The organism is Legionella pneumophila subsp. pascullei (genome assembly GCF_900637585.1).
Taxonomy (GTDB): Bacteria; Pseudomonadota; Gammaproteobacteria; order Legionellales; family Legionellaceae; genus Legionella; species Legionella pascullei.
Map to the genome: position 1 here is coordinate 2,832,747 of NZ_LR134380.1, position 26,779 is coordinate 2,859,525.

Here is a 26,779-nt window from a genome sequence, read left to right on the forward strand (position 1 = left end):
ATATTATCATGTTTCCATTCCTGATTATTTTTGTGATCGTATCCCTTAATGTTCATTTAATACTCGTAATGTATGATATTCACCATGACAAAAATTTTACTACAGTAATTTATGACTAAAATATACTTATTAACTGCGCCTTTTGATGAAGAGGCAAAAACTGGTGATGGGCAATACGCGGCCTCTTTGGAATTGGGTTTTGCTGAAAATTACGAAGATATACCCTGTCAATGGTTAAAAAAAGATAAAGGTGATTACTCTATTCCGTTTCCAACAGGAACTACTTCCATTCCGGAAGAAACAGTTCCAAGCGCGATAGTATTACAGCCAGTTGCTAACGAAAATACAATCATAAGCGGTTATAAGTTAAAAGATGCTGTTTCATCTCCAGAAAAAGCACAGGAAGTAAATAACAAAACAGCCAGCCCCAGAACGCCAAAAATTATTGTAAAGCACGATAACAGCCTGCAATCACTTACAATAATGGATATTTACTCTCAAAAACCTATTCAATTTGATGAGTCAAAAGTTGATGAAATAATTAGCTCTTTGGATACAAAAAAAGTCAAATTAGAAAAAGCTATAGAAGATAATCACGCTGAGCTGAGTAAAATTAAGAAACAAAAATCCAAATTAGCTTATTTAGTTAGATTATATAAGGAAGACAAAGAGAATATTCAAGATTATTGTACCTTAAATGAATATATCGAAGCTCATTTATTTAATCCTAAATTTTTAGCCAGACATGAAAAAGCACTCAATAATTTTAAGGCACTTAAAAGCCAATTTACTGGCCCTATCAATTTAAAAGAGCTGGAAAAATTAACAGATAAACTGACTGGAATTAAAGAGTACAGTTATGATTTTCATAGTAACAGTTTACCCTATGATTTAGAGCATGATAAAAGTTTCAGAAATTTTTATGATTTTGATGGATTAAAAGAATCAGTTGAAAACATTATCAAAGAGTTAGAGGTACTTAATGATATTCGTATAGCTGTATCTGAGAAATATCCCAATAGCTTTAAAGCACTAAATGAAGCAGAAGAGCACGATGATAAATTAAAATTTATCGATATTATTTTCAACGATGGATTTAGCACCACTTACGACAAACAAACCTTTATCAAGGCCTTATCAGCTCTTAATATTGAAAAGGCGATTGGTGCTTATACAAATGTTAAAAACCAACTGGAAAAAACTCAGGATATTATCGCCAATAAAGAGGGTTGTAGAAATAAATTAATTTCAGAATTACAAACTTTAATTGCAAATCAACAAGAACCTTACCTGTCTGCCAATGAAAAACTTGGCGGTTTTTATAGTAAAAGAAAACTCTCAGCAAGTGAAGGATTTCATTTAGCCTATCAGGCAAACCGACGTGATCCGGTAAAACCTGAAGTGATTGATAACATTATTACCAAAATGAAACCCATTGATGAGAATACTCATCTTGATATTCATATTCGTCCACCCGATTGTGGGGTATTTATTACTCCAGAAGACATCAAAAAATTTCAAGAGGCAGGTATTAAAGTCAATATCACAATTCATGAATACAAACAAAACTATACTCGACGTTATTTACAACAATATACTCATGATTTAATGCGCCAGGCAAACAGCGTGCAATTCTTTAATGCAACAGATAGAGAAAATGCGGTCATTGCTGCTACTTATGGTGATTGTGATAAGCGCAATACAACGGAACCGACTGGTGTTGCAAAAAAAATAAGAGAAGTTGGGGAAGATTTTGACTTAGATAAATACCCGGTTCAAAAATATGATTTAAAAGGAAAATCAGGATTAACCGTAGCATCACAAAAATTAAGTACTGAACCGGATCATCCATTGGATGTAGTAGCCAAGGCCCCTAATATCTTATCTTTTGGTACGATTCGTCCCGGTAAAGGGTTTGAAGAAGCGTTAAAGCTCGCTCAATTGATCAAAGATAACTCTCTTTCTATTCATGAAAAAATAAAACGGGTACCTATTGTAAAACTGGCAGGTGACCCACAAGACAAAGCTTTAATGAAACAAATAGTTGTTGAAAGATTTGGTAAAACAGCGGTCAAAACTTATCAAAAAACTCATCCCTATGATAGTCAATTTACTAATAGTCAGCGCAGAGATTATTGGAAAAATTTGGTTAGGGAGTTAAATGCAAAAGTTAAAGAAGAAGGCGCTGTTCTTAATAATCCTTACATCGAAATATATCCTTGGTGTGAGCCGCATGAATTGCTGGATTTAAAGCAAAACTGTAAATACGTTTGTCGAATGGACGACATGGGCATGAGAAACAATGGCTCAGCAATTATCAGTGTATTAGACGTTGGAGTCGTTTATACTAAATTTGGTTCTGTTACAGACGATATTTTTATTAAAGGCGGCAAATACGGCAATGCCGTTGATATTGGAGAATATCGTTATGGGAAATACAGTCTGTTAAAAAAGGAAAAGGAATTTAAAGAAGAGCATGGGGAAGAACCACTACCTAAGTGGCTAATCAAAAATCCAGACTCTGCTTATAAGCGACAATCAGAATCCAGAGATCCAAAGGATATTTTAGACTCCATTGTCGCAAGAGAAGAAAATCAATTAATATGTGATAATATGGAAGATTCCAATAACTATCGAACAATAGTAGAAGCGCAAAAGTTATTAAAAGAGCGCTTTACACTCAAAAATGCTGTAGATCATTTATTAGAGAATATAGGACTCGGCCATTTAATTGCTCAAGAAGAGGTTGATGAATTATTTGAGACTGTTGATCCAGTGCAAGCACAAATAGATAATTTAGGCGGACTTGCTGATATCAAGACCCCGCGCCTAAGTTTATCACGCTCTTGCCCTGCGTTAGGCTTTTTTGGCTCACGCTGTGGTGACTTGGAGACTAAACTAGAAAATAATAAACTTAAAGAATCAATACTGGTAATTTGATATGCCAAAAGGAAAACCAATGCCTAATACTCTGAAAGAATTGGAAAAATTAATCTGCGAGGAAGGCATCACAGATAATGTGATTGCGACTCTATCCAAGCTAAAACCGTTTGATTTAGCCATGCTCAAAGCCACTAGTAACGTCAAAGTTAAAACGCTACTGGATAGTGATGAATTAAAACCATTCTGGGTCAATAAATTCAATAAATTACGATTAGAAAAAGATCATACTTTCCAATTTAGAAACCCGGATCCGCAATCAAGAGCGGATTTCTATTGTGGTTATGTTTTATATTTAGTGGCATTAAAGGAAAAACAAAAAGAAGACCCCAATAATTATTATGATCATCTTAAACTGTCCTTCTCGACATTTAATTGCTTTTATGCTGCTCAGGAAATTTTGACGTTCTTAATTGGCAGTTGTAAAAATGATTCCAAAAGAGAAAATATCGACTTTTTATACAATTGCGTAACTAGCCAAAGTACTCCAATACAAGAACACAAAACACCAGGGTGTTTATTACTTGCTAATGCCTATTTTTATCTCGCCGGCTTTTATCAACACCTGAATCTTAAGGCAGAAAGCATTGAATGTTATAAAGAATGCTGGGAACAACTTCATTTGGCTCAATTATTAGAGACTGATTCTGAACGAGAAATTCACAATGCCTACTTTAATAAAGGATTAGCGACCAGTAATGCATTTGGTTTGAATTCCATATCAGACATTAAAGCTCGTTGCCTTGAGTTAGCCTCAGAAGCATTACCCTATCCGGTTCGAAATGCCAGGGAAGCAAATGCTGTAAGGACCTTTGAAAATAGATTTAAAGACAGCATGAGTACGGCGGGTAAAGACGATGAGGACAGTATAACTCGACCAATTATTTTATAATAGAATCCGAGGAAAAGCTGGTATTCTCTTTAATGGTATTGCGTTATAACGCAAAAACTAACCAATATAATCTTCTAAATCACTGTGTTTTTCATAAGTAATATTAGTATTAAAAAACAGAGATTATGGTATCCTTGGTATTTGTTTTAATTGGGAGCAATATTATTTAATTTATGTCCAGGAAATCGTAGAAATCATAACTCTAATTGGTAACATCATTCAGAGTTCACCATTGAAATCCTCATGATTTACAGGCATTTCTAATCCTACACTGACTGTTCAAGGTTCAGGATTAATAAGATTAATACCCAAGCAATACTAAAACTTTTTACTCTGATAATTTAAGGAATCATGCAAAGGTTAAAAAATATATTTACTGTCATTTACCAATATTTATTAAAAGAAACCGAGGATGCAAGTCATCAAATTACTTTATTTGGCATCGTCATGATGATTAATTATCCTCTTTTCGGAGTTTTCTGGAAACTGGAACATTTTCAACTGACGGAAGAGTTTATTTTGCGTATCACTGCAACTCTTCTCTGTGCTTGCCTGGCTTTCAATCAATTTTGGCCAAGACAAATATTAAAATTTCTTCCTGTTTTTTGGTATATAGTTCTGCTCTTTTGTTTACCCTACTTTTTTGCTTATTTGACTCTTATAAATAATGGTTCGACCCTTTGGTTAATGAATTGCGTATCGGCTATTTTTTTTCTTTTATTAGTTTCCAGTGTATTGGGAGCTCTTGTATTACTTGTATCAGGTGTTGGGCTTGCTTTTTTTCATTTTTATATTTTATCCAATAATCTGTTTATCTATATCCCAGGAACCATATCACTTTTTAGTTTAATTGTTACGTTTATTGCAGCAATAATCATTGGCGCCTTATTTGCCCGAGATAGAGAAATCACTTATGCCGGACGTTTATCGGGTATGCGTATGCTGGCTGGAAGTATCGCTCATGATTTAAGAACGCCACTTGCCAGCATTTATTTACAGGCTGAATTACAGGAATTGATTGTCGAAAGATTAAATAATCCAGAAGTTCAAAAGGATCTGAAGGAAAATTTAAGCAAAATTACTCGTGGAATAGAAATGAGTAATCAATTAATTCGCATGCAATTAAATAATATTCAACGAGATAAATTAGATACCAGTACATTTTCGATTTATTCCATCAAAAAATTACTCAAAGCCTCTTTAGAGGAATACCCTTTCAGAGAAAATCAAAAATCATTGATTCATTTAAATGATAAAAATGACTTTTCCATCTGGATAGATGAAGTGGGTTTTAAAAATATGATGTGGAATTTGCTAAAAAATAGTCTGGAATATATTGAGGAAACTAATAAAGGCGAAATCACTATTTGGCTAGAACAAGGATGGGAGAAAGAGAATTTTAATTATCTCCATATAAAGGATACCGCTAAAGGCTTAAATCATAAAGAATATGAAAAAATTTTTGATTTCTTCTATTCTGGCAGAAAAGAAGGAACCGGTTTAGGCTTGGCCTATTGTAAACTTCTGATGCAAGCAGCAGGTGGTGATATTTCCTGTAAAGGGAAAAAAAATGAATTCGCTCATTTCACTTTAAAATTTCCCAAAATCGATTAATTCCTATTTAACATAAGAAATCCCTGCATTTCTTATGTTAAAAAATATTAATGAAATAATACATTGGAAAACTGCTCCCACATCCTCAACTGATGAGTTTGAATAAAATCAAATGACTCAATCAGCCGCTGGGGAGATTCTTCCCATATGGGCACAATCAATTGTAGTGTGGTATCAAAATGATCAACGTGGGTATGTACATTAAAGAAGGTCATACCATGTTGAGATATTTTCATCGATTTGGCAAGTTCAACAAGAAAAGGATAATCAAGATTATCCAAACGCTCATAAGCAGCAAAAGCACACAAATGATCTTTAGGATCATGTTGCGCCAACCAGGATAAATGAGCTTTATTAAATTCTTTGGCAAAAGGCATATAGTTGGTTTCATTCACTATTTCATCATGAATATCAACACCGCATTCTTTTGCAAAACGCTCATAAAGCTTTTCATGGGAAAAACGATTGCCAATTCCAATTTCTTCATAAATATTTTGAATAATAATTTGCTTTGAAGCTTCATTATCAGCAAAGTTGGCAACATACCACAAAAAATTTATAAAATGTCCTCTCAAATGATAAAAGATTGAGGCAAACATTTTTCTAAGGTTGTCATCCCAGAAAATAGTTCGCTTAACGTCAAATAAAGGAATCGAACTCAATGAATTCTTATAATCCAAATCAGATTGAACAAGAAAATGGCTGAGTGATTTTGGTAAATTTATGCTTGTCTCTTCAGGCATGATTCACACTTCATATGAAATAAGTTAAGTCCAGCAAGTTAATTAATGATTATACCATTTGAACATTATTTGATCAATAAAATATTCTTGACCGCTTTAAAAAAACTGATTCCCTTATAAAAACAAAAGTATCGTTATTTGTCTTGTTTTTGTCAATTCAAAGCGTAATCATATCTGATATTGAGTTTAAACTTCCACCATAATTTCTTGGATAAATAATAAAATCTTGAGTTAATTAAATGCATCAAAAGCCAATTGCTAGCCGAAATAGGAAATCTCTCATTATAGCTATGAGTAGATTTTTTTCAGAATTGAAATGATGTTTTCATAAAGACGACTGAGACGAAATAATGTTTCTATGAAAATCAAAACCTTTTTCAATCGATGGGTCTTCTTTTTTATGTTCTCGCCAAAAACGCTGGATTTTTGTAATTGCTTCTTCTTTTGCAACAAGTTCAAATCTCAAATCATACGGATTTGAATAAGGATGTATTCGTTTGATTGTATCATAGTAAGACAAAGCTAATCTTCGCTGCATTTGACAACCAGGCCGCGCAAGCTCAAGGAGTTTTGCAACAGCTTGATAACATTTATCAGTTTCAGCAGCACTCGCAATCATTTTCTCAGTTTCATTCAATTGTTGAAAAAATTGCTTATCCAGTTGCTGGGTCCCCTCTATTAAGGTCACTGTAGCATATAATAATTTCTCTAGCTCCCTTAAAGGACTTGCCTGGTTATAATCACCTAAATCCTGATTGATGCCATCAAGACTCAAGCCCAGTCCCGGAACTAAATCACTGTTTATTTCATAATCCGATTCACCTGGATACATATTGGATTGTTGAGACTGAATACTCAGACTATCCATATTTGAATAATCCGGAGTCATCCAAAACGACGTTTGTTGAGTATGTTTTCTCACATTCGCCCTTTGCTTTATAAAAGAAAGTGCTCTTGATTTAGGAATACCAGTTATCAAATTAACCGCTTCAGCACAACTGGAAAACATCAATTCCGCTAAATCCTCCCAAACCTTGATTTTACTTTTAGTATCCATTTTACGGGTCACTTTATCGCCATAGCTACCAATCGCCAATTGAATAACTAATAGATACTCAGCGATAATATTCAGATACAAATAATTACCGAATACTCTGCGACGGCTGTTGAACAATGATCGAACCGAGCCACTCGATTTATCGAGAAATAGAAAAGATGGATGGTAAGCACCTGTTAGCAATTCCTCGTGATAATGTTTTGTCCAATCAGAAACTGTCAAAAAGCTGGTCAAAGGAAGGTTGTCACCCAGATCAGCAATACCGCTGACTCTTAAGTTAACAAACTCAACTGCCTTTTGCCATTTATCAAGACGACCCATTTGTGATTGCAAGGCACTTAAAAGCTCAACCAAGGCCTGATATCGGCCCTTATCGTTCCTTTTACCCTTATCAATATGAGTATGAAACATATCAGCCAGATAAGGAAATACTATACCTTCTCTTAGGAGCACGAAAAGATCATGTACATTTTTTTGCACTGAAGAAGTGAATTGCCTAAGGCTCTGCTGCTTATCATGCAGATAGGTAAAATAAGAGGATATTGCTTTATATACATAAACCTCCAGATTTTTTGCATCACTTATCAAATTCTCGAATTTCTCAAAACCAGGTGATTTTCGGCATTTTTCGAGAACCTCTGCTCGATTAATTGAATACTGGCTGAGAGGGATAGGTAATTGGCTTTGCAAATTCAAACGGCGTTGATGTTTCAACAAATAATCTGCCATTTGAAATTCACTACTTAAAGCAGATTGCGGTTCCCCCTTTTTTTGCACCTTTACAGCAATAATTTCATTGCCTTTATTCGTGCTAAAAAGTAATGTTCTTCCCTGTATGCGCAGTAATTTCCCGTCATTCATATTGAAACGAAACGTATTCTTGACGGAGCCTTTTCCTTTTTGGAAAAAATGTTGAGCGCCAAGATTGACCTGTTTGGGGCGTGTTCTTAGCAAGAGATTATCAGTGATGTTCGCATGATAATAATGCGTCGACCTGCTCTCACGGTACATAGGATTCAAAATAGAGTCTGGTTCATAGGATTGGGTAAGCCAAGCCAGGTAAACCTGATTTGGAAAGAAAAACGCAGCGGAATCACTAAACTGCTGCATAAACGCACGTTGATTATGTGTCAATGGTTTCTTATTGTTATCCAGTATAAAAGCTCTTATAAAATTAAAATGAATCTGGTGATTTTTTATCCAGGAAACAATGGGATACTCACTGGTTTTAGTGCATTCAACAGCCATACTCCATATTTTAGATTCATTTTTTTCAAGATAATCAGCCACTTTTTGAGATAAATTAAGATACAGATCTTTACGGCCTTTATTTCTCTCATTGGCAGCCAAGGTTTTTAGAAAAAGATAATGCGATATAAGATACTGCGCAGGGATGCTCTTCAGTTTTTCATCTAAAACACATTGTTTTAACAATGCAATATAAAGCTCAATCAACTCAAGTCTGGTATCCTCAAAAGGAATTTCCTCCAAGGGAACTGATTGATTATGTCGCTTGCTAACCACTGGCAGTAAGCCTAGATCCTGTGTTTCACTTTCCCCAGTTTTTACAAAATATTCTTGTTTCAAAGGAACCGTAGTTAGAGTAGGTGGCGTTGAGGTGCTTAACTGACTAGTATCTGGCTTTTGATAACCAAATATTCCATCTAATAATTTATCCAGATAACTAAACATAGTTACAACACCTCATTGTATTTTAATTCCCTAAGTGAATCCGTTTCTCTACCTACTTTAAATAAAACAGGCTAAGGTTTACTAGTCTTCTCCATTGTTGGCTGAGTCGTTTGTAGCTCTGGCTTTTTCCAAATCATAAATGGCTTCAGATATTTTTCGACAAAAGAGTCGGTCTTTTCTGTTTTTAATGTCGTTATTGCCTGTGGAGGAGCAATTAGCTTATCTTCCTTTTCTATCTCCTTGTCATCAACTTCCTTAAGATCGATTATTTCCTCATCGACTTCTTTTAAGTCTTTCTCATACCAGGAAGGTGTAGGTACACTGGTTAATGCGGAATAACAACCGTCCACTGAAAAGCCAGCCTGCGCTGTCTTTTTAGCATCGGCCTCTTGCCCAGGGACATTGATATCACCAACGACAGTGAGCGCGCGTTGAACCCGACTTGAATCAACTCCCAAATGAAGCCATTCAGATGAATCGATATAGGGTACTGCTTCACCTGTAGCCGCAAACAAGCCTCGCGCGTAATGCATAATATCCAGGCCATCTTGTTTGCCAAACAAATTAATCAAGGTCGGTACAATACCAGAAACACCTTTTGAGTGCCCCAAAAAAACCTCAACAGGGCTTTTGCAGCGCATCAAATCGATCATGTGCGATAAGTGAATTAAATAACCTTCAGGAGTGCCATCAAAACTATCTCCTTCTCTGTCTTCTATACATCGTGAGTACAATTCGATTTCTTCTTCTGAAAAAAGATGGGTCAAATGCTTGCGAGCATATTCTTCGAACTGTTTAGCCCCATACAGATGATAACGATGATAAGCATCACCGTAAGAAGCTTCACTTTCGCGCCCGGCTACAAAAAATAACTGAGCAATGTTTATCTTTTTAAGATCCAGTTCACTGAGATCGGCGATTGTTCGACCGTCTTGACATACGTGTGGAAAAAGTTGTTTTTTTGAGGAGCAATGCATTAATTGACTGTACATCAATGTGCGCATAGTATGGGCCAAGCCATGGATGGGGCGATGAAGCTGCTTGCCATCAATTGTAATATACCTTTGCAAGTTATGACCATCTCCTTTTGCAAGGGTAGCTGTTGGATTCTTGTAATTATACTCCCATTCAGAACCCACCTCAGTGTAAGGCTGAGATAAGCGTGTTTTATATACATATTCCGCCACTTCCAACACATCAGAATCAAAAACTATAGGCACAATGGTCTCCTTACATAAACAAAATGAGGCTTTATTATATAACAAGTGCAATTATTTATCAATTCATTGATATAATCACAAAGAGAAAAAAATTACAAGTCTATGATTACAAATTTCTTATTAGATTGTCTTAAGATAATACAAATTATGAGTTTGACTATTTCTTATAACAGTCATTTATGATTTATATGAACAGAAAAAATAAAAATCTTATCGATTTATTAACATTCTTTTTGATTGTTTTAAATTCATATTGACTTTATAATATACTTATAATTAAGACACTGGAATATGGTGATCAAAATGGCTGATGTAATTAAATTTAAAGAACCTGAACGATGTGACTATCTGTATATTGATGAGAATAACAAAGTCCATTTACTCATGCCTATTGTAGGGGGCGATGAGATAGGGCTGGATAACACTTGTCAAACAGCCGTTGAATTAAGATCATTTTTCTACGGCAATACCCACCATGGTGAAGCCAGACATTCTGCTGAGCAACAGCTGGCTGATTATAAAAAACAACTGGAAGAAGACATACAAGCCATCAATAGCCAAAAAGGAATTTCACGTTACGCTTATACTGATTTGCTAAAAGAAAAAAAAGAACGACTTAAACAAATTGAAAAATATATTGAGCTAATTAAAGTACTCAAAGAAGAATACGATCACAGCGGTGAAATAATTACCATAAAAAACAATATTATTCCACCATTACCTTCAGGATTAAACCAAATAATACAATCCTCTGAGAATGCGGGGGCTGTAAGACTTTGCCCAGATCGCCCCGATTTGGCTACCAGTTTCAAAAACCCTCTATTCAGATTAAATAGACATTATGAGAACAGTGATCATAAACTGACTGAAGGATTAGGTGTTCGTCTAGGTTCAACGCTTTTGCCGGATTCCCAAACTCCTACTCCAATTAATCGAAAATCACCAAAGGAAAAAATTGTAGAAACTGTTTTAGCTAAATTTAAATCAGAAAAAATAGCTGAACCAGACCGTGAAGAAAAATTGAAAGAGTTAAAGACGCTTCTTCAAGAAGAGCTTGTAAAAATTGACTCCAATTTGTCAGTGGATATAAGCCATGATGAAAAAGAGACAAACTACGGCTATCTGGAAATGATGATGGGTATGGATGAAGATAGTTCAATTCAGGAATGGATTGATTCTATTCTTACCGCCACTGTGGATTCAAGTGTTTGGGATACACAATCCTCTAGCCCCTTTTATGATGGCGCTAAAGAAATAAAACACAAAGAAGACGCGGATAAAATGTCCATCAGAGTCCAGTATTTATTAGCGGAGATTAATTTTTATTGTAAAACAAATAAATTATCCGAAGCTAACTTTGGGGAGTTTTTTGACAAAGAACCCCATGCTACCGAAATTGCAAAAAAAGTGAAAGAAGGCTTGGTCAACGGAGATGATATAGAGCCTATCATTTACAATTACATCAACAGCAAACATGCCGAGTTGGGTCTGAAGTCTCCATTAACTACCAAGCAACAACAAGAAATCGCTGATAAATTTGCTCAGCATTACAATACCATTAAAGCTTCCCCACATTTTGATGAGTTTTTTATCGCTGACCCTGATAAAAAAGGAAATATATTTACCCATCAGGGAAGACTCAGTTGCCATTTCCTTGATTTCTTTGCTCGACAAACTAACGCCAAACATCTTTTGGGTGAACTTGAGGGTCATGTAGAAGCCCTTCAGGAAGGAACAACTAATCGCTTAAATCATAAAAATGAAATTGTGGCGGAAGGATATGAGAAAATAGAGAAATTCAAACAAGAAGTAGTAAGGCTTCTGGCTGAAAATAAACCCAAAGAATTGCTGGATTATTTAACAGCAACATCACCAACTGGCGTGCCAAATTACTCCTTGCTTTCATTGGAAACGCAAAATTACATCTCTTACAACCGCAATTGGCCTGCCATTGAACGCGAGTTACAGAAATCTGAAAATATACAGCCCAATATAAAACAGGATCTTTTAAGACTGCTTTCTCGCGATAATGTGCAACACGACAATCTTAGTGCGATTACCTGGTCAAAGTACTCTTCAAAACCACTTTTGGAAGTGGAGTTGAGCAAAATTGCAGAAGGATTAAATGCAACAGCGGATATTTATGAGGAAAAAAGAAAACAACAATGGTACAAAGGCTCAAGAAATGACGCGAGAGAGGATCAATGCGCTGAATTAAAAAAAGTGGCTAAAGAAATTAATACCCTTCTGGACAACCCATCTTTATCAAAAGGTGAAGTACTTAATACACTGTTAAAATCGATTGAAACGCTGGATAAAATTGATGATGAAATATCCTCCGAATTCAATTTGTTTCAAAGTACTTTGCGAAAAGAAGTCCGATTATTCAGAGAGCAATTGAAGGACATCTGTCAGTTAGACAACTATGCTTTTAAATCAACAAAACTTGGTGAAATTATCTCCCTGGAAATGGAAGAGCAATTTCAAAAGATAAAAGATCCTACTGTTCAACAAATTGTCAGAGATTTACCCTCTCACTGCCATAATGATGAAGCAATTGAATTCTTCAAGACATTAAATCCTGAAGAGGCGGCTAAAGTTGCCAGCTATTTGAGTCTGGAATATCGGGAGATTAATAAATCAACGGATAAGAAAACACTACTGGAGCAGGATATTCCCAACCTGTTTAAAGAAGTCAATATGCAGCTATTATCCAAATTAAAAGAAGATAGTGTTCTGGCAGAAGGAGTCTATGAAAAACTTGCTCAACTGGCTGATAAAATACCTCCTGAGCATTTTACAAGGAATAATATCAGGAAATGGTCTGCCAATCCTGAAAAACTTGAGGAATCCAAACTCAGCAATTTACTAAAATCCTCTGATGGCTCAATTACTGAAATGGCAAGAAAATACAGAGAAACCGTCAAAGATATGACAGGAAGAAGCGAGGAGCCACCCAGAGAAACCGTTAAGAGTAATATAACTTGATGCTATGTAATCAAGCGATAGGGAATATAAAAATACAGCTGTGTAGGAAGGATATGTGTAATCAAACAAAAAGTTTAATTACAATTCTTTTATGTTGTTTTAAAAACAAACTGTCTTTATAATATACTTATAAACAAGACACTAGAAAATGGTGATAAACATGGTTGACGTAATCAAATTCAAAGAGCCGGAACGTTGTGATTATCTATATGTTGATGAAAACAACAAAGTTCATATCCTTTTACCGATTGTAGGAGGAGATGAAATAGGTTTGGATAATACCTGTCAAACAGCAGTTGAGTTGACCACATTTTTCTATGGTAGTGCGCACAGTGGTGCGACCAAATATTCTGCTGAGCACCAACTCAGTGAATACAAAAGGCAATTGGAAGAAGACATCAAAGCCATCAATAGTCAAAAGAAAATTTCACCTTACGCTTATGACGATTTATTAAAAGAGAAAAAGGAACGTCTGCAACAAATTGAAAAATACATTGAATTAATTCAAGTACTAAAAAAAGAATATGACGAACAAAACGATATCAGGCAGCTCAGTGGGGGAAGGATTCCGAAATTACCCTCTGGTGTAAAGGAAGTCATTAAATCCTCTGAAAATGCTTTCGCTGTGAGACTTTCTCCTTATGATAACGATAAATTCACTCGCTTTGATGACCCTTTATTCAATGTCAAAAGAAACATCTCCAAATATGACACACCCTCAAGGCAAGCCCCTATTCCAATATACGAGGGATTAGGGTATCGTCTGCGTTCAACACTGTTCCCGGAAGATAAAACACCAACTCCAATTAATAAAAAATCACTTAGGGATAAAGTTAAAAGCACTGTTCTTAGCCATTATAAAGATGAAGATAGAATTGATGGAGAAAAAAAAGATGAAAAATTAAACGAACTAATTACTAATCTTCAAAACGAACTTGTAAAAGAGTTAGTAAAAAGTGATCCTCAATATTCGAAACTATCTTTATCTAAAGATCCAAGAGGAAAAGAAATAAATTACGATTATTTAGTAAATAGTTTGATGCTTGTAGATAACGACTCTGAAATTGGTGATTGGATTGATACTATTCTCGACGCTACAGTAGATTCCACTGTCTGGGTAGCTCAAGCATCCAGCCCTTTCTATGATGGTGCTAAAGAAATATCATCAGACCGCGATGCGGACAAGATATCCATCAGAGTTCAATACCTATTGGCCGAAGCCAATATTTATTGTAAAACCAACAAATTATCGGATGCTAACTTTGGAGAATTTTTCGACAAAGAGCCTCATGCTACTGAAATTGCGAAAAGAGTAAAGGAAGGATTTACGCAAGGTGCAGATATAGAACCAATTATATACGACTATATTAACAGCAACCATGACGAGCTGGGATTAAAATCTCCGTTAACCGGCAAACAACAACAAGAAATCACTGATAAATTTACAAAACATTATAATACGATTAAGGAATCTCCACATTTTGATGAGTTTTTTGTCGCTGATCCGGATAAAAAAGGCAATATCTTTTCTCATCAAGGCAGAATCAGTTGTCATTTTCTGGATTTCTTTACTCGACAAACCAAAGGCAAACACCCCCTTGGTGATCTTACTGGTCATCAAGAAGCACTCCAGGAAGAAACATCCAATCGGTTACATCACAAGAATGAGGTGGTGGCTCAGGGATATGAGAAGCTTGATCAATTCAAGAAAGAAATTGTAAAACTGCTGGCTGAAAATAAACCGAAAGAATTATTGGATTATTTGGTTGCTACCTCACCCACAGGTGTTCCAAATTATTCTATGCTTTCAAAAGAAACTCAAAATTACATCGCTTACAATCGTAACTGGCCAGCCATGCAAAAAGAGTTGGAAAAGGCTACCAGCATCCCAGAGAATCAAAAACAAGATCTTTTAAGATTGCTTTCTCGTGATAATTTACAACACGATAATCTAAGCGCAATTACCTGGTCAAAATATTCTTCCAAACCATTATTGGATGTGGAATTAAATAAAATCGCCGAAGGATTAGAACTCACTGCTAAAATTTATAATGAAAAAAGAGGGGGCGAATGGTGGTTTAAAGGTTCAAGAAATGATGCCCGTGAGACTCAATGCGAAGAATTGCAAAGAGTATCCAAAGAAATCAATACTCTTCTACAAAGTGAATCGTTAACAAAAAGCCAGGTCCTTGAAAAAGTTTTAAACTCTATAGAAACATTGGATAAAATTGACAGAGACATTTCTGCCGAATGGAATTTATTTCAAAGTACTTTGCAAAAGGAAGTCCAATTATTTCGGGATCAATTGAAAGATATCTGCCAACTGGATAAGTATGCCTTTAAATCAACAAAACTTGATGAAATTATCTCTCTGGAAATGGAAGAACAATTTCAAAAGATCCAAGATCCTACTGTTCAGCAAATTGTCCGGGATTTGCCTTCTCATTGCCATAATGATGAAGCAATTGAATTCTTTATGACATTGAATGCTGAAGAGGCAGCTAAAGTGGCTAGCTATTTAAGCTTGGAATACAGGGAAATTAATAAATCAATGGATAAGAAAACGCTTCTGGAGCAAGACATCCCCAAACTGTTTAAAGAAGTAAATACCCTGCTGCTCTCCAAATTAAAAGAAGAGAACGCAATTGATGAGAAAGTCCATGAAAAACTCAGTCAATTGGCTGACAAAATTCCTCCTGAGCATTTTACAAGAAATAACATTAGAAAATGGTCTGCTACTCCTGAAAAGCTCGAGGAATCAAATCTCAATGAGCTAATAAAATCAGTTCAGAGCACTTCTCCACAAGCAGTAATAGAATTTAGAAAAGCTATGGGTGAAATCAGAGGAAATCATGAACCACCAAGAGATACCCTTGGGAATAAAATATAGACTGATGATATTAAGTCGATTAAATCATCAGGAATAGAGAGATGCTATTTAGCTGCTAGAAATTAGCAAGAATTTTTTTTAGTTACACTCACAGCTTTCTCATATCGCTGTAAATTAGCGTAAGTTATGGATAAAATAAGTTGTTATCTGGAACCGATCGGGCTGAGGAGGCATTTATGCCGCCTCGAAGCCTTGTATCGGGTCTCATTGTTTCATGCCAAGGCTTCGAGACGATTCTTACGCATCTCCTCAGCCTGAAAGAACCTTGGATCTGCTTCTTATATAATCCTTACCCATAGCTCACGTTAAATTAATTAACGTTTTGACTTCCTCTTGTCCTGCCAGGTTTGCAGCAATACATAAAAAACAGGCACAAAAACAACTGCGAGGCAAGTTGAGGCAAGCATACCACTGCTCACAGCTATGCCAATTGAGCGTCGAGAATTAGCTCCAGCCCCTGTTGCAAAAACCAAGGGCATAACCCCCATGATAAATGCAAAAGACGTCATCAGAATAGGCCGAAACCGGGTTTTAGCGCCAATTACTGCCGCCTCAATAACCGATTTATTATGAATTTCACGTTGTTCACGCGCTACTTCAACAATCAAAATAGCATTTTTTGTAGCCAATGCGATGAGAAGCAACAAGCCAATCTGAGTATACATATTATTATCCATGCCCAAACTGCCAAGAGCTAATACTGTTCCAACCAAAGTCAAAGGGACACTCAGGATAATCGCAGATGGAATAAGCCAGTTTTCATATTGACCAGATAAAATTAAATAAACCAAAACCAAAGACAGGGCAAAAATAAAATAACTGAGGTTACCAGCAACTTTTTCCTGGTAAGCTGTACTTGTCCATTCATAGGATATTCCCGGGGGTAATTGTTCCTTTGCCAATTCCTCCATAACCTGGATTCCCTGACCTGAGCTATAACCTCTAGCAGCAACCCCATTTATGTTACTTGAAGGATAGAGGTTATATAAAGAAATAATCGAGGGACCTACTGCAGGGCCTACGTCTGTCAGAGTACCTAAAGGCACCATGGAACCGGATTGATTTCTTACATAGTAATTTCTTAAATCTTCGCTGCTAATCCGCGAAGACGCATCCGCCTGAACATAGACTGGAAATACCTGACCAAATTTTGTAAACAAATTGACATAAGAAGAGCCTAGATAAGTTTGTAACGTATCAAAGGCGTCTGCAACGCGAACTCCTAAGGATTCGGCTTTGGTTCTGTTAATAGGCGCTGAAACTTGGGGTACGCTCGCGCGAAATGTCGTCATCAGGTTTTGCAACTGTGGGTATTGCTTTCCTTCATTGATCATTTGATCAGTGGCTTGTTGTAATTTCCTGTAATCAAAAGTGCCGTCTTGTAATTCGACTTGCATTTGAAATCCCCCTGACATCCCCAAGCCTTGAATAGGAGGCGGCACAACCACCAATACTTTTGCATCGAGGGTTTCTTTGGCCATCGCATTGAATTTGGTATAAAGAGCTCGTAAATTTTCTGACTTTCCTCTGACGCTCCAATCTTTGAATATAACGTAGATGACACCGGCATTAGGGAGCAGAGAATTGTTATCCAATAATGAAATACCATCAATGGCTATCACATTAGCTACCCCCCCGACTTCAGATGCTTTTCTAGCTAATCTACTTACTACCTCATCGGTGCGTCCTAAACTGGCGCCATCAGGCAGTTGAACACTTAACATCAAATAACCTTGATCTTCCATGGGAATGAAGCCGGTTGGGATACGAGTCAGACCATAAATAGCACAAGCTACCAATACGATTCCAATCAAACAAATTTTGCCACTACGATGCACAAGCCTATCAATAAACCCTACATAAGCCGATTCAATGGGATTATAAATTCGATCAAATGTCCGGAAAAATATATTCTTTGGTTTACTTGTATCGGGAGCTTTTAACCATAAAGCACATTGAGTTGGCTTTAGCGTCATGGCATTAATTGCGCTTATAAAGGCAGTTGCAGCAATAACCAAAGCAAACTGCGCATACATTGACCCTGTTAAACCGGGCATAAAACCAGCTGGTACAAAAACAGCCATTAATACCAAAGTAATACCAATGATTGGACCAAATAATTCTTTCATTGCAAGTATGGCCGATTCTTTAGGTGATAGGCCTTTTTCAATATGTTGAGTCACTCCCTCAACAATAACGATGGCATCATCCACCACAATTCCAATAGCAAGCACCAAAGCAAACAAAGTGAGCAAATTAATGCTATAGCCAAGCAACAACATGGCAAAAAATGTTCCAATGATAGTCACCGGAACCGTTGTCGCAGGGACTAGTGAAGCCCTAAAATTTTGTAGAAATACAACAATCACTATTAAAACCAAAATTCCTGCCTCAAAGAGCGTTTTGTATACTTCTTCAATCGATGCCTTGACGAAAACAGTGGTATCAAATGGAATAGAATATTCAAGACCCGGAGGAAACTGTTTCGCCATTTTCGCCACCGCTTTACGAACCTCTTGTGCAACATCCAACGCATTGGCACCAGGAAGTTGAAAGATACCTATAGCTGCTGTGGGTTTACCATTAAGATTAGCAAGCTGATTGTAGCTCTCGGATCCCAGCTCAACTCGCCCTACATCACGAATACGTACTACCTGAGCAGAGCTACTGGCAGAAGAATTTTCATCAGGTGAGGTATCAATCGTTTTAATAATAATGTTTTCAAACTCCTTGGGATCAGAGAGTTGTCCAGGCACATTCACAGTAAATTGATAGGCTTGTTTACCAACAGTTGGAGGAGCGCCCAGTTGTCCCGCTGAAACCTCTTTGTTCTGGTAACTGATGGCATTTAAGACATCACTTGGATTCAAAGAAAAAGCAAGCATTTTTTTAGGATCGAGCCAAACCCGCATCGCATAACTTCCTGAACCAAAAACCACAACATTACCTACTCCAGGCAAACGGGATAACTCATCTTGCATATTGATAGTCGCATAGCTATCGAGAAACACGCCATCGTATTCATTATTTTTTGAGGTCAAAGTAATAAATTGGAGAATAGCAGTCGATTTTTGCTGAACGACCACTCCTTGCTTTTGCACTGATTCGGGCAATTGAGCCATCGCCGCCTGTACTCGATTTTGCACGAGCACCTGAGCATAGTTCAGATCAGTGCCTATCGCAAAAGTCACAATTAAAGTATAAGTACCGCCACTGGTGCTTGTCGACTGCATATACAACATATCCTCAACCCCATTGACTTGTTGCTCAATTGGCAAAGCGACGGTATTAATTAACGTTTTTGCATCTGCACCAGGATAGCTGGTGGTCACCTGGATAGTAGGAGGAACAATGGCAGGATACTGAGACACAGGCAAAACAGCAATCGCTATTATTCCTATAAATACAATAAACAAGGCGATGACATTGGCCAGAACGGGTCTTTCAATAAAAAATTTGGAAATCATTTCAGTTGTTTCGCTCCCTGAATAACGGGTCTTAAATTCTTACAGTTTTTTGGCCATGATTAATCAGATTGCTCCGTTTTAGGCGTAACCTGATGATTGGGAGTCGCATTTTGCAACCCGGAAACAATCACTCTATCTTGAGCATCGAGACCTTTAGTAATAGCCCTTACCCCATTTTCTAACCCACCAAGTGTCACACGCTTGCTAAGCACATAATTGTCTTTATCAACCACAAGGACATAGGGGCCAATTTGATCGTATTGAACAGAGGTGTCAGGTATTGTTAATTTTGGAGATGGTTCAGATATCGGTACCCGGACTTGCACAAATAAACCAGGCACGAGGGGATATCCCTTGTTAGGTAACAAGGCACGAAACTCCATGGTTCCAGTTGAAGCGTTTAAACCAGTATTTACAAAATCCAATGTTCCCTTATGAGGAAATCCTTTTTCATCTTGCAACGCCACTTCAACAGGGATTTTGACCAGTTCCATTGGTTTATATCCTCTCTTGCGCGCTGCATTTCTAATCCTGATTAAATCCAGTTCATTTAAATTAAAATAAACATAAATAGGGTCAATTTGTTCTATGGTAGCCAAATCCGTTGCTGCACCATGTCCAACCAAATTCCCCACATCAACCATATGTCTTCCCATCCGCCCATCGAAAGGAGCTGAAAGGTGAGTATAACTATAGGTAATTGCGGCATTCTTGGCGTCGGCTTCCGCTTTATCCACTTCTGCCTGTGCTTCCTCAACTTTGGCTTTCCATTTTTCAACACTGTTAAGCGAAGTGGCATTTTGTTTATACATGCGTTGCTGCCTGGCATACTCTGATTTGGCATACACATAATTCGCTTTTTGAGCCGCCACCTTGGCTTCAGCAGCTCGCAATTGCTCAAGATAGGGCTCGGGTTCAATAATGAATAATTCCTGATTTTTTTTGACAAAAGCGCCGTCAGTAAATTTTATGGCGTCCAAATAACCTTCAATACGCGCCACCAAATCCACAGATTGAAATGCGACTGTATTGCCTGTCTGGGTAACATACTGTCCCATATTCACTAACTTGGGCTTTTGAACGATCACGACTGGTGGTGCCGGAGTTGGTACCTGGGTTCTTGCAAAATGGTCATATACTAAATAAACAAAGAGAATACCAAAAAATACAATCGCTACGGTTTTAACTAAATTTTGTTTATTTTGAGAGTTCATTCTCATCACCAGGTTGGTAAATATAGTTGTTTCATTCGTTGCCCCTTGGAGTCCGGAGGCAAATGATTTTCTTGCTTCAATAAACTGCCCCAGTTAGTACGAGCAGCCATTTCACTTTTTATTTGATTTGAAACAATATCATTCCTGCCTCGTATTTGCCAACCGCCTCCAAGTGAACGATACAAACCAACCAGAGACAGAGCCAATTCTCCTGTGGCATTGACCAGCGAAGTTTGTACTCGCAATTGTTGCTGTTCCGCATTCAATACAGTGGTATAATTTGCCTCTCCTTCCTTATATCGTACTAAAGCCAGTTTAGTCGATTCTATGGCAGCAGCATTGGCTGTCTTAAGTGAAGAGACTGTTTTTTGCCCCTCAACATAGCGCGTAATGTTGTCTTGAACTTCCTGCTGCACTTTGAGCACCAAATTAAGATAGTTGAGCAAGGCTTGTTGGAAAGCAGCATCTTGAGCCCGAACCGCATTCGTGATTTGACCATAATTTAATAAAGACCATGTCAGTGACGGGCCTGCGACTATATTGCGATTAGACCAGTTAAATATATCACTAATGGTAGAATTGCCGATATTATTTGAAGCAAAAACAAAAGTACCCACTAATGAAAGTGAAGGATAAAGATTGGCCTTCACAGCGCCAATTGCAGCGGATTGGGCTATAGCCTCCATTCTGGCTTGGTAGACATCGGGTCTTCGCGCTATCACTTCTTTGGGAATTCCAACTTCCACAACCGCCGAAGCTTTCGGTATTCCTTTATTTTTTTTAAGCAAGCCATCCACTTTATCGGGAGTGGTGCCAAGCAATACAGCCAAAATATCTTTTTGATGCTGGAGGTCACTGACGTATTGAGGCAGTTTTGATTGGGTTTCCGCAAGTTCTGTTGCCGCTTGTTCCACATCCAGTAAACTGGTTTGACCACCATAATAACGATCCCTTGCGATTTTAAGGCTCATGGCCTGCACCTGGATATTCGCTTTTGTTACTTTGATTAATTCTTCGCTGGTGCGGATTTTAATAAAAGTACTGGCAATATCTGACGTGAGAGTAACCAATGCGGAATCATATGCTGCCAAAGAGGCAAGGAACAGGGCATCATTAGATTGAATGGCTCTTCGGTATTTTCCCCAAAAATCAAGTTCCCAACTTGCGGAAAATCCAAGACTGGCTGTTAAAAAATCGGGGGGAAGAAGCCCCTGTAATTGATTGCCCCCAATTCGATTATAATTATAATCTCCTATCATAGCTTGCTGCTGGGGATAAAGCTCCCCAACCGATTGAGCAAGCTGTGCCCTTGCTTGTAAAACGCGAACTCCTGCGATTTGCAAGGAGAGATTGTTGTGATAACCATTATTGATTAATGCGGTCAAAGTGGGATCATTAAAGACTTTCCACCAATTTGCATTTTGAAAGGCGGATTGTTTTATTGTAGGGCTTGAAGTAAGCCAATAATTGGCAGCATCTTTTTTAGGCTCTTTAAAATTTGGCCCGACCAGACAGGAGCTTAGAATCAAACAACTTAAGAGAACAAGGATTTTCAACATGTATACCAGTATTTCCCTATCTGTTCAAAAGCAGCTTATGTAGATTGAAGATGGATTTGAACTATTGGTTCATCAGTCATTAGATATTATCTATGAATACTCAATTGAACAAGTGTCCTGAAGAAACAAATTCTTACTAATTGATCAACCATCTGGTGATTCAACCTGCCAAAATTTTCCTGTCTGATATTTAGAACTCCGTCTCAATGCGTACCACTTGATAAGAAGGGCTTTCATAGGGATGAGCTTTTTTTAAAGCAGCAACAACCTCTTTGATTCTCTCTCCGGCACAAATCGTTTCTACCTTGTATTCGGACACTTTTTCCAATTGATTTATTTCTCCAATAAATGCCTGACTACCTGGTAAAGGCATAAACTGACCTTCACCTAAAGTTTGCCAGGCACAATGAATATAATTATCAACATGCCCTGCACCTGCCGCAAAAACTGCATTTTTTACTACCTCAAGATGAGTTTCTGGAACATGAAAATACAACATATACATGATGGCTAGGCCTCCTTTGATATTTATTACCACACAAGATAGAAATGCCAGTAATTATCGTAACTCAGGAGAGGCAAAGGAAGCATCCGGGGTAAAATTTTTCTCTTGATAGGCCAGAAACAAAAAGCCCACCACGCCAACAGCCAATGTCACAGGAATCACCCCAACTCCATAAACAAAAGCGCGAGCTGCATGTGTCCCCCCATATATATTGACGACATAACCAATCACAGAATGAAAACCATACCCAAAAATCATAATAATCATATTGGCAATTGCAGTAGTAAGCCCTGCAAGATTATCGGGAACATAAGTAGATACTTTATAAATCGCCAAAATTTGATAAGAGCAACAAATACCAACCAAGATAAAACTTATTGTTATACTTGGAACAGTCAGAATACCTCCGACAAGCAAAGCAAATACCAAAAACATAACTACGCCCGACGCGATAATAGTTCCAAGGTAATACCCTGTTTTTTCTGCAATCAGACTTAAGGCAGGAGCGCCAAAACACATGCCGATATAGATCATCGAAGGAAGATAATTTGCCGTGGTTGCGTTCAAACTGTAGGCCATTTTTAAAAAGCCAGAACCCCATACATCAGAAAAACCCTCAAGTGGTCCCAACATCAATCCAGCAAAACAACACAACAGGATCACTTTACTATTACCAAAAACCATTCTTATATTAGAAATCACGCTATCCTGGCGAGAAGGCTGTACCTCGGGAACGATCAGATAGGTAATACCAGCCAGCACTATTCCTATGCCTACAAATATTTCCACCACCATTTTATAGCCCATAAGTTGACACATGTAACTTACAGGGCCTCCACCGTATACCGCGCCAATAAGTCCTATCATGACTGAAAAACTCAGCATCCTAGGAAAATGTTTCTCCTTAAAAGTCATGCGTATTATTTTAAATGTTCCTAAAATGGCAGCCGATGAACCGATACCAATCAGAGCCCTTCCTATTACTGGATAAACCCAATTTTCCGCAAACAAAATGGGAAGTAAACCAATTACGGTCAACATGATGCATCCCGTCATCACTTTTCTTGGGCCAAAACGATCGAGCATAATCCCAATAGGCAAATGCATCAAAGAATAACCAATGTAATAAATACCGGAAAATTGCCCAAAAATGGTAGCATCAATGTGAAATTGCTGAGTAATATCATCCAGCATAATATTGGGCATAACTCTCAGAACATATTGGTATGCGTAAAATATGGATACTATGATCCACACAAACCACGCAGTAACTCGTGAAACAGACATAATCACCCTCAGAAAAGCAGATAAAAAGGCCACCAAGACCAAATAATTGTCATAAAGTATTTTATCTTACTTCCAGTGAAATTGGATTGCAAAAAACAAAATAAATCCTTCTATTCTGAATTATAATTCTAATTTACTAGATTTTTTTGGAATATAATTCTATATTAAGAAATATCAATGCCATTTTCATTGCACAAATTATGATACTCGATCGTACCGATAAAAAAATACTTGAAATACTGCAATCAAATTGCGAAATCAATAACCAGGAATTGGCAGAGCTTGTAGCGTTATCTCCTTCTTCCTGTCTGCGTCGAGTCAAATTATTAACAGATAATGGTTATATCAAGAAACAGGTTGCCCTGCTTGAGCCAGAAAAAGTAGGATTAAAATTGACAGTCATTGTTTTAGTAGGGTTAAACAATCACCAGCCTGAGATTATGAATCAATTTGAAAAAACCATTCAACTTTTCCCTGAAGTCATTCAATGTTACTTGATTACCGGTCAATCTGCTGATTATTTATTGAAGATAATTGTGCCTGATTTAAACGCTTATCAAGCTTTTTTATTAGGGAAATTAACACGCATCAATGGCGTTGCAAGCGTTCATTCCAGCTTTATATTACGCAATGTTTCTGACACAACAACCTTACCCCTTGATCATTTGGATTAGGGCTCTGTTCCGCGAATATTAAATTGTTCAATAAATACTAACTTGAGAACAACTGGTTCTGATTTAGAAAATCAGAAATTTTATAAAAATAGATAAAAATAGAACAAATTTATTAATTTAATGCTTATTTTTATAGGTTTTAATCTGAATTTGAATTATAATTGCTGGCCTAATTTAGATTAAATTGGAGTAAAAAATGTCACTAACTCTCTCATTAGGTCAAAAATACGGCTCATTCTTTTGGGGATGTACTAAATTTGCCATTTCCCCTTATACCAATACTTTTCTATCCATCGTCAAATCAAAAGAGGTTGAAGAAGCGGATTGTTTATCAAGGGCTCTAGCAGCCAGCATTGTCTGCGGAATTCTTACCTTTGTTGTTCCAGTACTACCAGTTCTATGCGCTTTTACATTTACCCTGTCTTCAATAGCCATGTTGCTTGCGGTAGCCAGCATGTTCGTGACTTATCCTTTTGCAATACTTGGTGATGCACTGTGTGGACCAGAATTGTCTGACGATTACCATTATTCTTTCTAATCAGTTTTAAGATAATTTCATTTTAAATTATCCAATATCAATCAGGAAGAGTATTTTTAAACTCGTAAAAAATACTCTTCCTGATTGATATTGAGAAAAAATGAACCCCGCCATCAATAAAAGCCCTTAATTTACTCAGAGTGAATCATATATGCTTGATATGATCAAAAAGCATATGCTAAGATATGCTGATTTTGATTCCAAAAGGTAAAAACATGTCTAAATTCCCGCACAAAACCCCTGAGACACTTCGTCAATATTTCCGAGAAAAAAACCTGGAACAATTAATAGAAATTAATGGCTCCTATGGACCTCATTTTGAAAACCTCGAAAACACGATTGATAGACTGACTCAAGAGATATCCACTCGTGAAGAAAAACTATCCGGACTTTTAAAAGGACGGGAAGAGCTTTCTCAAAATTACGGAAAAATCGTTATTGAACAAGAACAATATGAAAACAATCGTTCATCAATTATGAGCGATTCTTGTACTGGAGCAGAACGCTATTTAGCACTCAATGCTCTTGGGAAGTCACCATTAGATTGCTACTATAGCAATAGCAGCCGTTTACAAAATGAAATCGATGCGACATACAAAAAATTAAATGAATTAAATTCCCATCTTGCTTTGTGGAAAAATCAAAGATCAAAAGCAGTTTCTGAATTAAAAATATTAAACCCCATTATCGATGAAAAAAGAAAAGAGCTTGAAGTCAATCAACAGTTTACATTGGGTTCAAACTAAAAAGTCGATACAGCTACCCCGGGTTAATCTTAGCTATAATCCGGGTGATTGTCCTAATCATTCAACCCCTATCATGTTTCACCTTGCCCTATCTTACTCATCATCCATATGCAAGGAATTTATTTTCAGTTTGTTACACGCATCCAATATTTCTCTGATACAATCACTATGATCATCGAGGTAATGAAAATCATAATTCATAAAAACATCATGATGCTCCGTATTCAGCGCACATTGGGTATGAGTACTTGATGCAATTTTTTCCTTATCAAAAATCTCGATTTTATAGACGACACTTCCTTCTTTATATATGCGACATTCTGTATCTTTATCATCTAAAAAGGCTAGATGTAAAAACCCCATATTAAAACAGGGGCAGGCAAATAGTTCACTTGAACTGACGAAGAAAGAAAAAAATAAGGCAAAGAATATCTTGCTATAGTGAGCATTAGTGGTCTGCATATTCTTCCCTGATTAACTGTCCTTTGTCTAATTGTAGACCATTATTAGTCTATAATTTAATAAAAAGGATAAACTTCACAGGGAGTTGTTATGTTAACTTGGGCACTTATTTTTTTTATAATTGCAATAATTGCAGCTGCATTTGGATTTGGCGGTATCGCAGTGGCTGCCGCTGGAATTGCAAAAATATTATTCTTTCTATTTTTGGTGATGTTTGTCATATTTCTTATTATGGGATTACTCGGGCGTCGTGGCCCTCCTCCTGTGTAGCAAAAATATGAAACTCAAACG

18 protein-coding genes are annotated in these 26,779 nt (G+C 37.0%); 9 read left to right on the forward strand and 9 right to left on the reverse strand.

What is annotated here, in order from left to right; translation table 11 throughout:
• The first annotated feature begins 111 nt into the window (after nt 1-111).
• The 3 genes from ceg32 to EL201_RS12780 all read left to right on the forward strand — a co-directional run bounded on the left by ceg32 (nt 112) and on the right by EL201_RS12780 (nt 5,446).
• Nucleotides 112-2,940, forward strand: coding sequence for a Dot/Icm T4SS effector Ceg32/SidI (gene ceg32 / locus EL201_RS12770; protein WP_027222615.1), 2,829 nt, complete (start codon nt 112-114; stop codon nt 2,938-2,940).
• A gap of 1 nt (nt 2,941) precedes the next feature.
• Nucleotides 2,942-3,832, forward strand: coding sequence for a Dot/Icm T4SS effector metaeffector MesI (gene mesI, locus EL201_RS12775; RefSeq protein WP_080273130.1), 891 nt, complete (start codon nt 2,942-2,944; stop codon nt 3,830-3,832).
• A 351-nt stretch (nt 3,833-4,183) separates the two neighbouring features.
• Nucleotides 4,184-5,446 (forward strand): sensor histidine kinase, encoded by a 1,263-nt coding sequence (locus EL201_RS12780; RefSeq protein ID WP_027222617.1) that lies wholly within the window; start codon nt 4,184-4,186, stop codon nt 5,444-5,446.
• A gap of 47 nt (nt 5,447-5,493) precedes the next feature.
• Here EL201_RS12780 and EL201_RS12785 read toward each other — a convergent pair whose 3' ends face one another.
• From EL201_RS12785 to EL201_RS12795, 3 genes are all read right to left on the reverse strand, one after another.
• A complete protein-coding gene (locus EL201_RS12785) occupies nt 5,494-6,189 on the reverse strand; it encodes an iron-containing redox enzyme family protein (RefSeq protein WP_027222618.1) in 696 nt (231 codons plus the stop codon).
• A 325-nt stretch (nt 6,190-6,514) separates the two neighbouring features.
• Nucleotides 6,515-8,938: a SidJ family T4SS effector polyglutamylation protein gene (locus tag EL201_RS12790; protein ID WP_027222619.1), complete on the reverse strand. Its 2,424-nt coding sequence runs from the start codon at nt 8,936-8,938 to the stop codon at nt 6,515-6,517.
• A gap of 71 nt (nt 8,939-9,009) precedes the next feature.
• The gene (locus EL201_RS12795) at nt 9,010-10,203 is read right to left on the reverse strand and encodes a SidE phosphodiesterase domain-containing protein (protein WP_080273260.1); all 1,194 of its coding nucleotides are present in this window, start codon (nt 10,201-10,203) and stop codon (nt 9,010-9,012) included.
• 258 nt (nt 10,204-10,461) lie between these two features.
• On the opposite strand from EL201_RS12795, the gene EL201_RS12800 reads away from it, so the two are divergent.
• Entirely contained in the window at nt 10,462-13,146 is a 2,685-nt protein-coding gene (locus EL201_RS12800) for a hypothetical protein (RefSeq protein WP_027222621.1), read from the forward strand.
• 148 nt (nt 13,147-13,294) lie between these two features.
• Entirely contained in the window at nt 13,295-16,036 is a 2,742-nt protein-coding gene (gene sidC, locus EL201_RS12805) for a Dot/Icm T4SS effector SidC (RefSeq protein WP_080273132.1), read from the forward strand.
• A 314-nt stretch (nt 16,037-16,350) separates the two neighbouring features.
• Here the strand turns inward: sidC and EL201_RS12810 are convergent, their stop codons facing one another.
• The 5 genes from EL201_RS12810 to EL201_RS12830 form a co-directional block, all read right to left on the reverse strand.
• The gene (locus tag EL201_RS12810; protein WP_027222623.1) at nt 16,351-19,503 is read right to left on the reverse strand and encodes an efflux RND transporter permease subunit; all 3,153 of its coding nucleotides are present in this window, start codon (nt 19,501-19,503) and stop codon (nt 16,351-16,353) included.
• Nucleotides 19,504-19,562: 59 nt separating this feature from the next.
• Nucleotides 19,563-20,717 carry an efflux RND transporter periplasmic adaptor subunit gene (locus tag EL201_RS12815; RefSeq protein ID WP_027222624.1) on the reverse strand — a complete coding sequence of 385 codons (1,155 nt, stop codon included), beginning with the start codon at nt 20,715-20,717 and terminating at the stop codon, nt 19,563-19,565.
• A gap of 5 nt (nt 20,718-20,722) precedes the next feature.
• A complete protein-coding gene (locus EL201_RS12820) occupies nt 20,723-22,276 on the reverse strand; it encodes an efflux transporter outer membrane subunit (protein WP_027222625.1) in 1,554 nt (517 codons plus the stop codon).
• A 190-nt stretch (nt 22,277-22,466) separates the two neighbouring features.
• Nucleotides 22,467-22,781 carry a YqfO family protein gene (locus EL201_RS12825; RefSeq protein ID WP_027222626.1) on the reverse strand — a complete coding sequence of 105 codons (315 nt, stop codon included), beginning with the start codon at nt 22,779-22,781 and terminating at the stop codon, nt 22,467-22,469.
• Nucleotides 22,782-22,835: 54 nt separating this feature from the next.
• Nucleotides 22,836-24,068 (reverse strand): MFS transporter, encoded by a 1,233-nt coding sequence (locus EL201_RS12830; protein WP_027222627.1) that lies wholly within the window; start codon nt 24,066-24,068, stop codon nt 22,836-22,838.
• A gap of 200 nt (nt 24,069-24,268) precedes the next feature.
• Between EL201_RS12830 and EL201_RS12835 the strand changes: the two genes are divergently transcribed.
• The 3 genes from EL201_RS12835 (at nt 24,269) to EL201_RS12845 (ending at nt 26,026) form a co-directional block, all read left to right on the forward strand.
• Entirely contained in the window at nt 24,269-24,742 is a 474-nt protein-coding gene (locus EL201_RS12835; protein ID WP_027222628.1) for an Lrp/AsnC family transcriptional regulator, read from the forward strand.
• 196 nt (nt 24,743-24,938) lie between these two features.
• Entirely contained in the window at nt 24,939-25,280 is a 342-nt protein-coding gene (locus tag EL201_RS12840) for a hypothetical protein (RefSeq protein ID WP_027222629.1), read from the forward strand.
• A 215-nt stretch (nt 25,281-25,495) separates the two neighbouring features.
• Nucleotides 25,496-26,026, forward strand: a complete 531-nt coding sequence (locus EL201_RS12845) for a hypothetical protein (RefSeq protein ID WP_027222630.1) — start codon at nt 25,496-25,498, stop codon at nt 26,024-26,026.
• Between the two features lie 93 nt (nt 26,027-26,119).
• On the opposite strand, the gene EL201_RS12850 is transcribed toward EL201_RS12845, so the two are convergent.
• Entirely contained in the window at nt 26,120-26,488 is a 369-nt protein-coding gene (locus EL201_RS12850) for a hypothetical protein (protein WP_027222631.1), read from the reverse strand.
• Nucleotides 26,489-26,578: 90 nt separating this feature from the next.
• Between EL201_RS12850 and EL201_RS12855 the strand changes: the two genes are divergently transcribed.
• The gene (locus EL201_RS12855; protein ID WP_011947442.1) at nt 26,579-26,758 is read left to right on the forward strand and encodes a DUF1328 family protein; all 180 of its coding nucleotides are present in this window, start codon (nt 26,579-26,581) and stop codon (nt 26,756-26,758) included.
• Nucleotides 26,759-26,779: the final 21 nt, after the last annotated feature.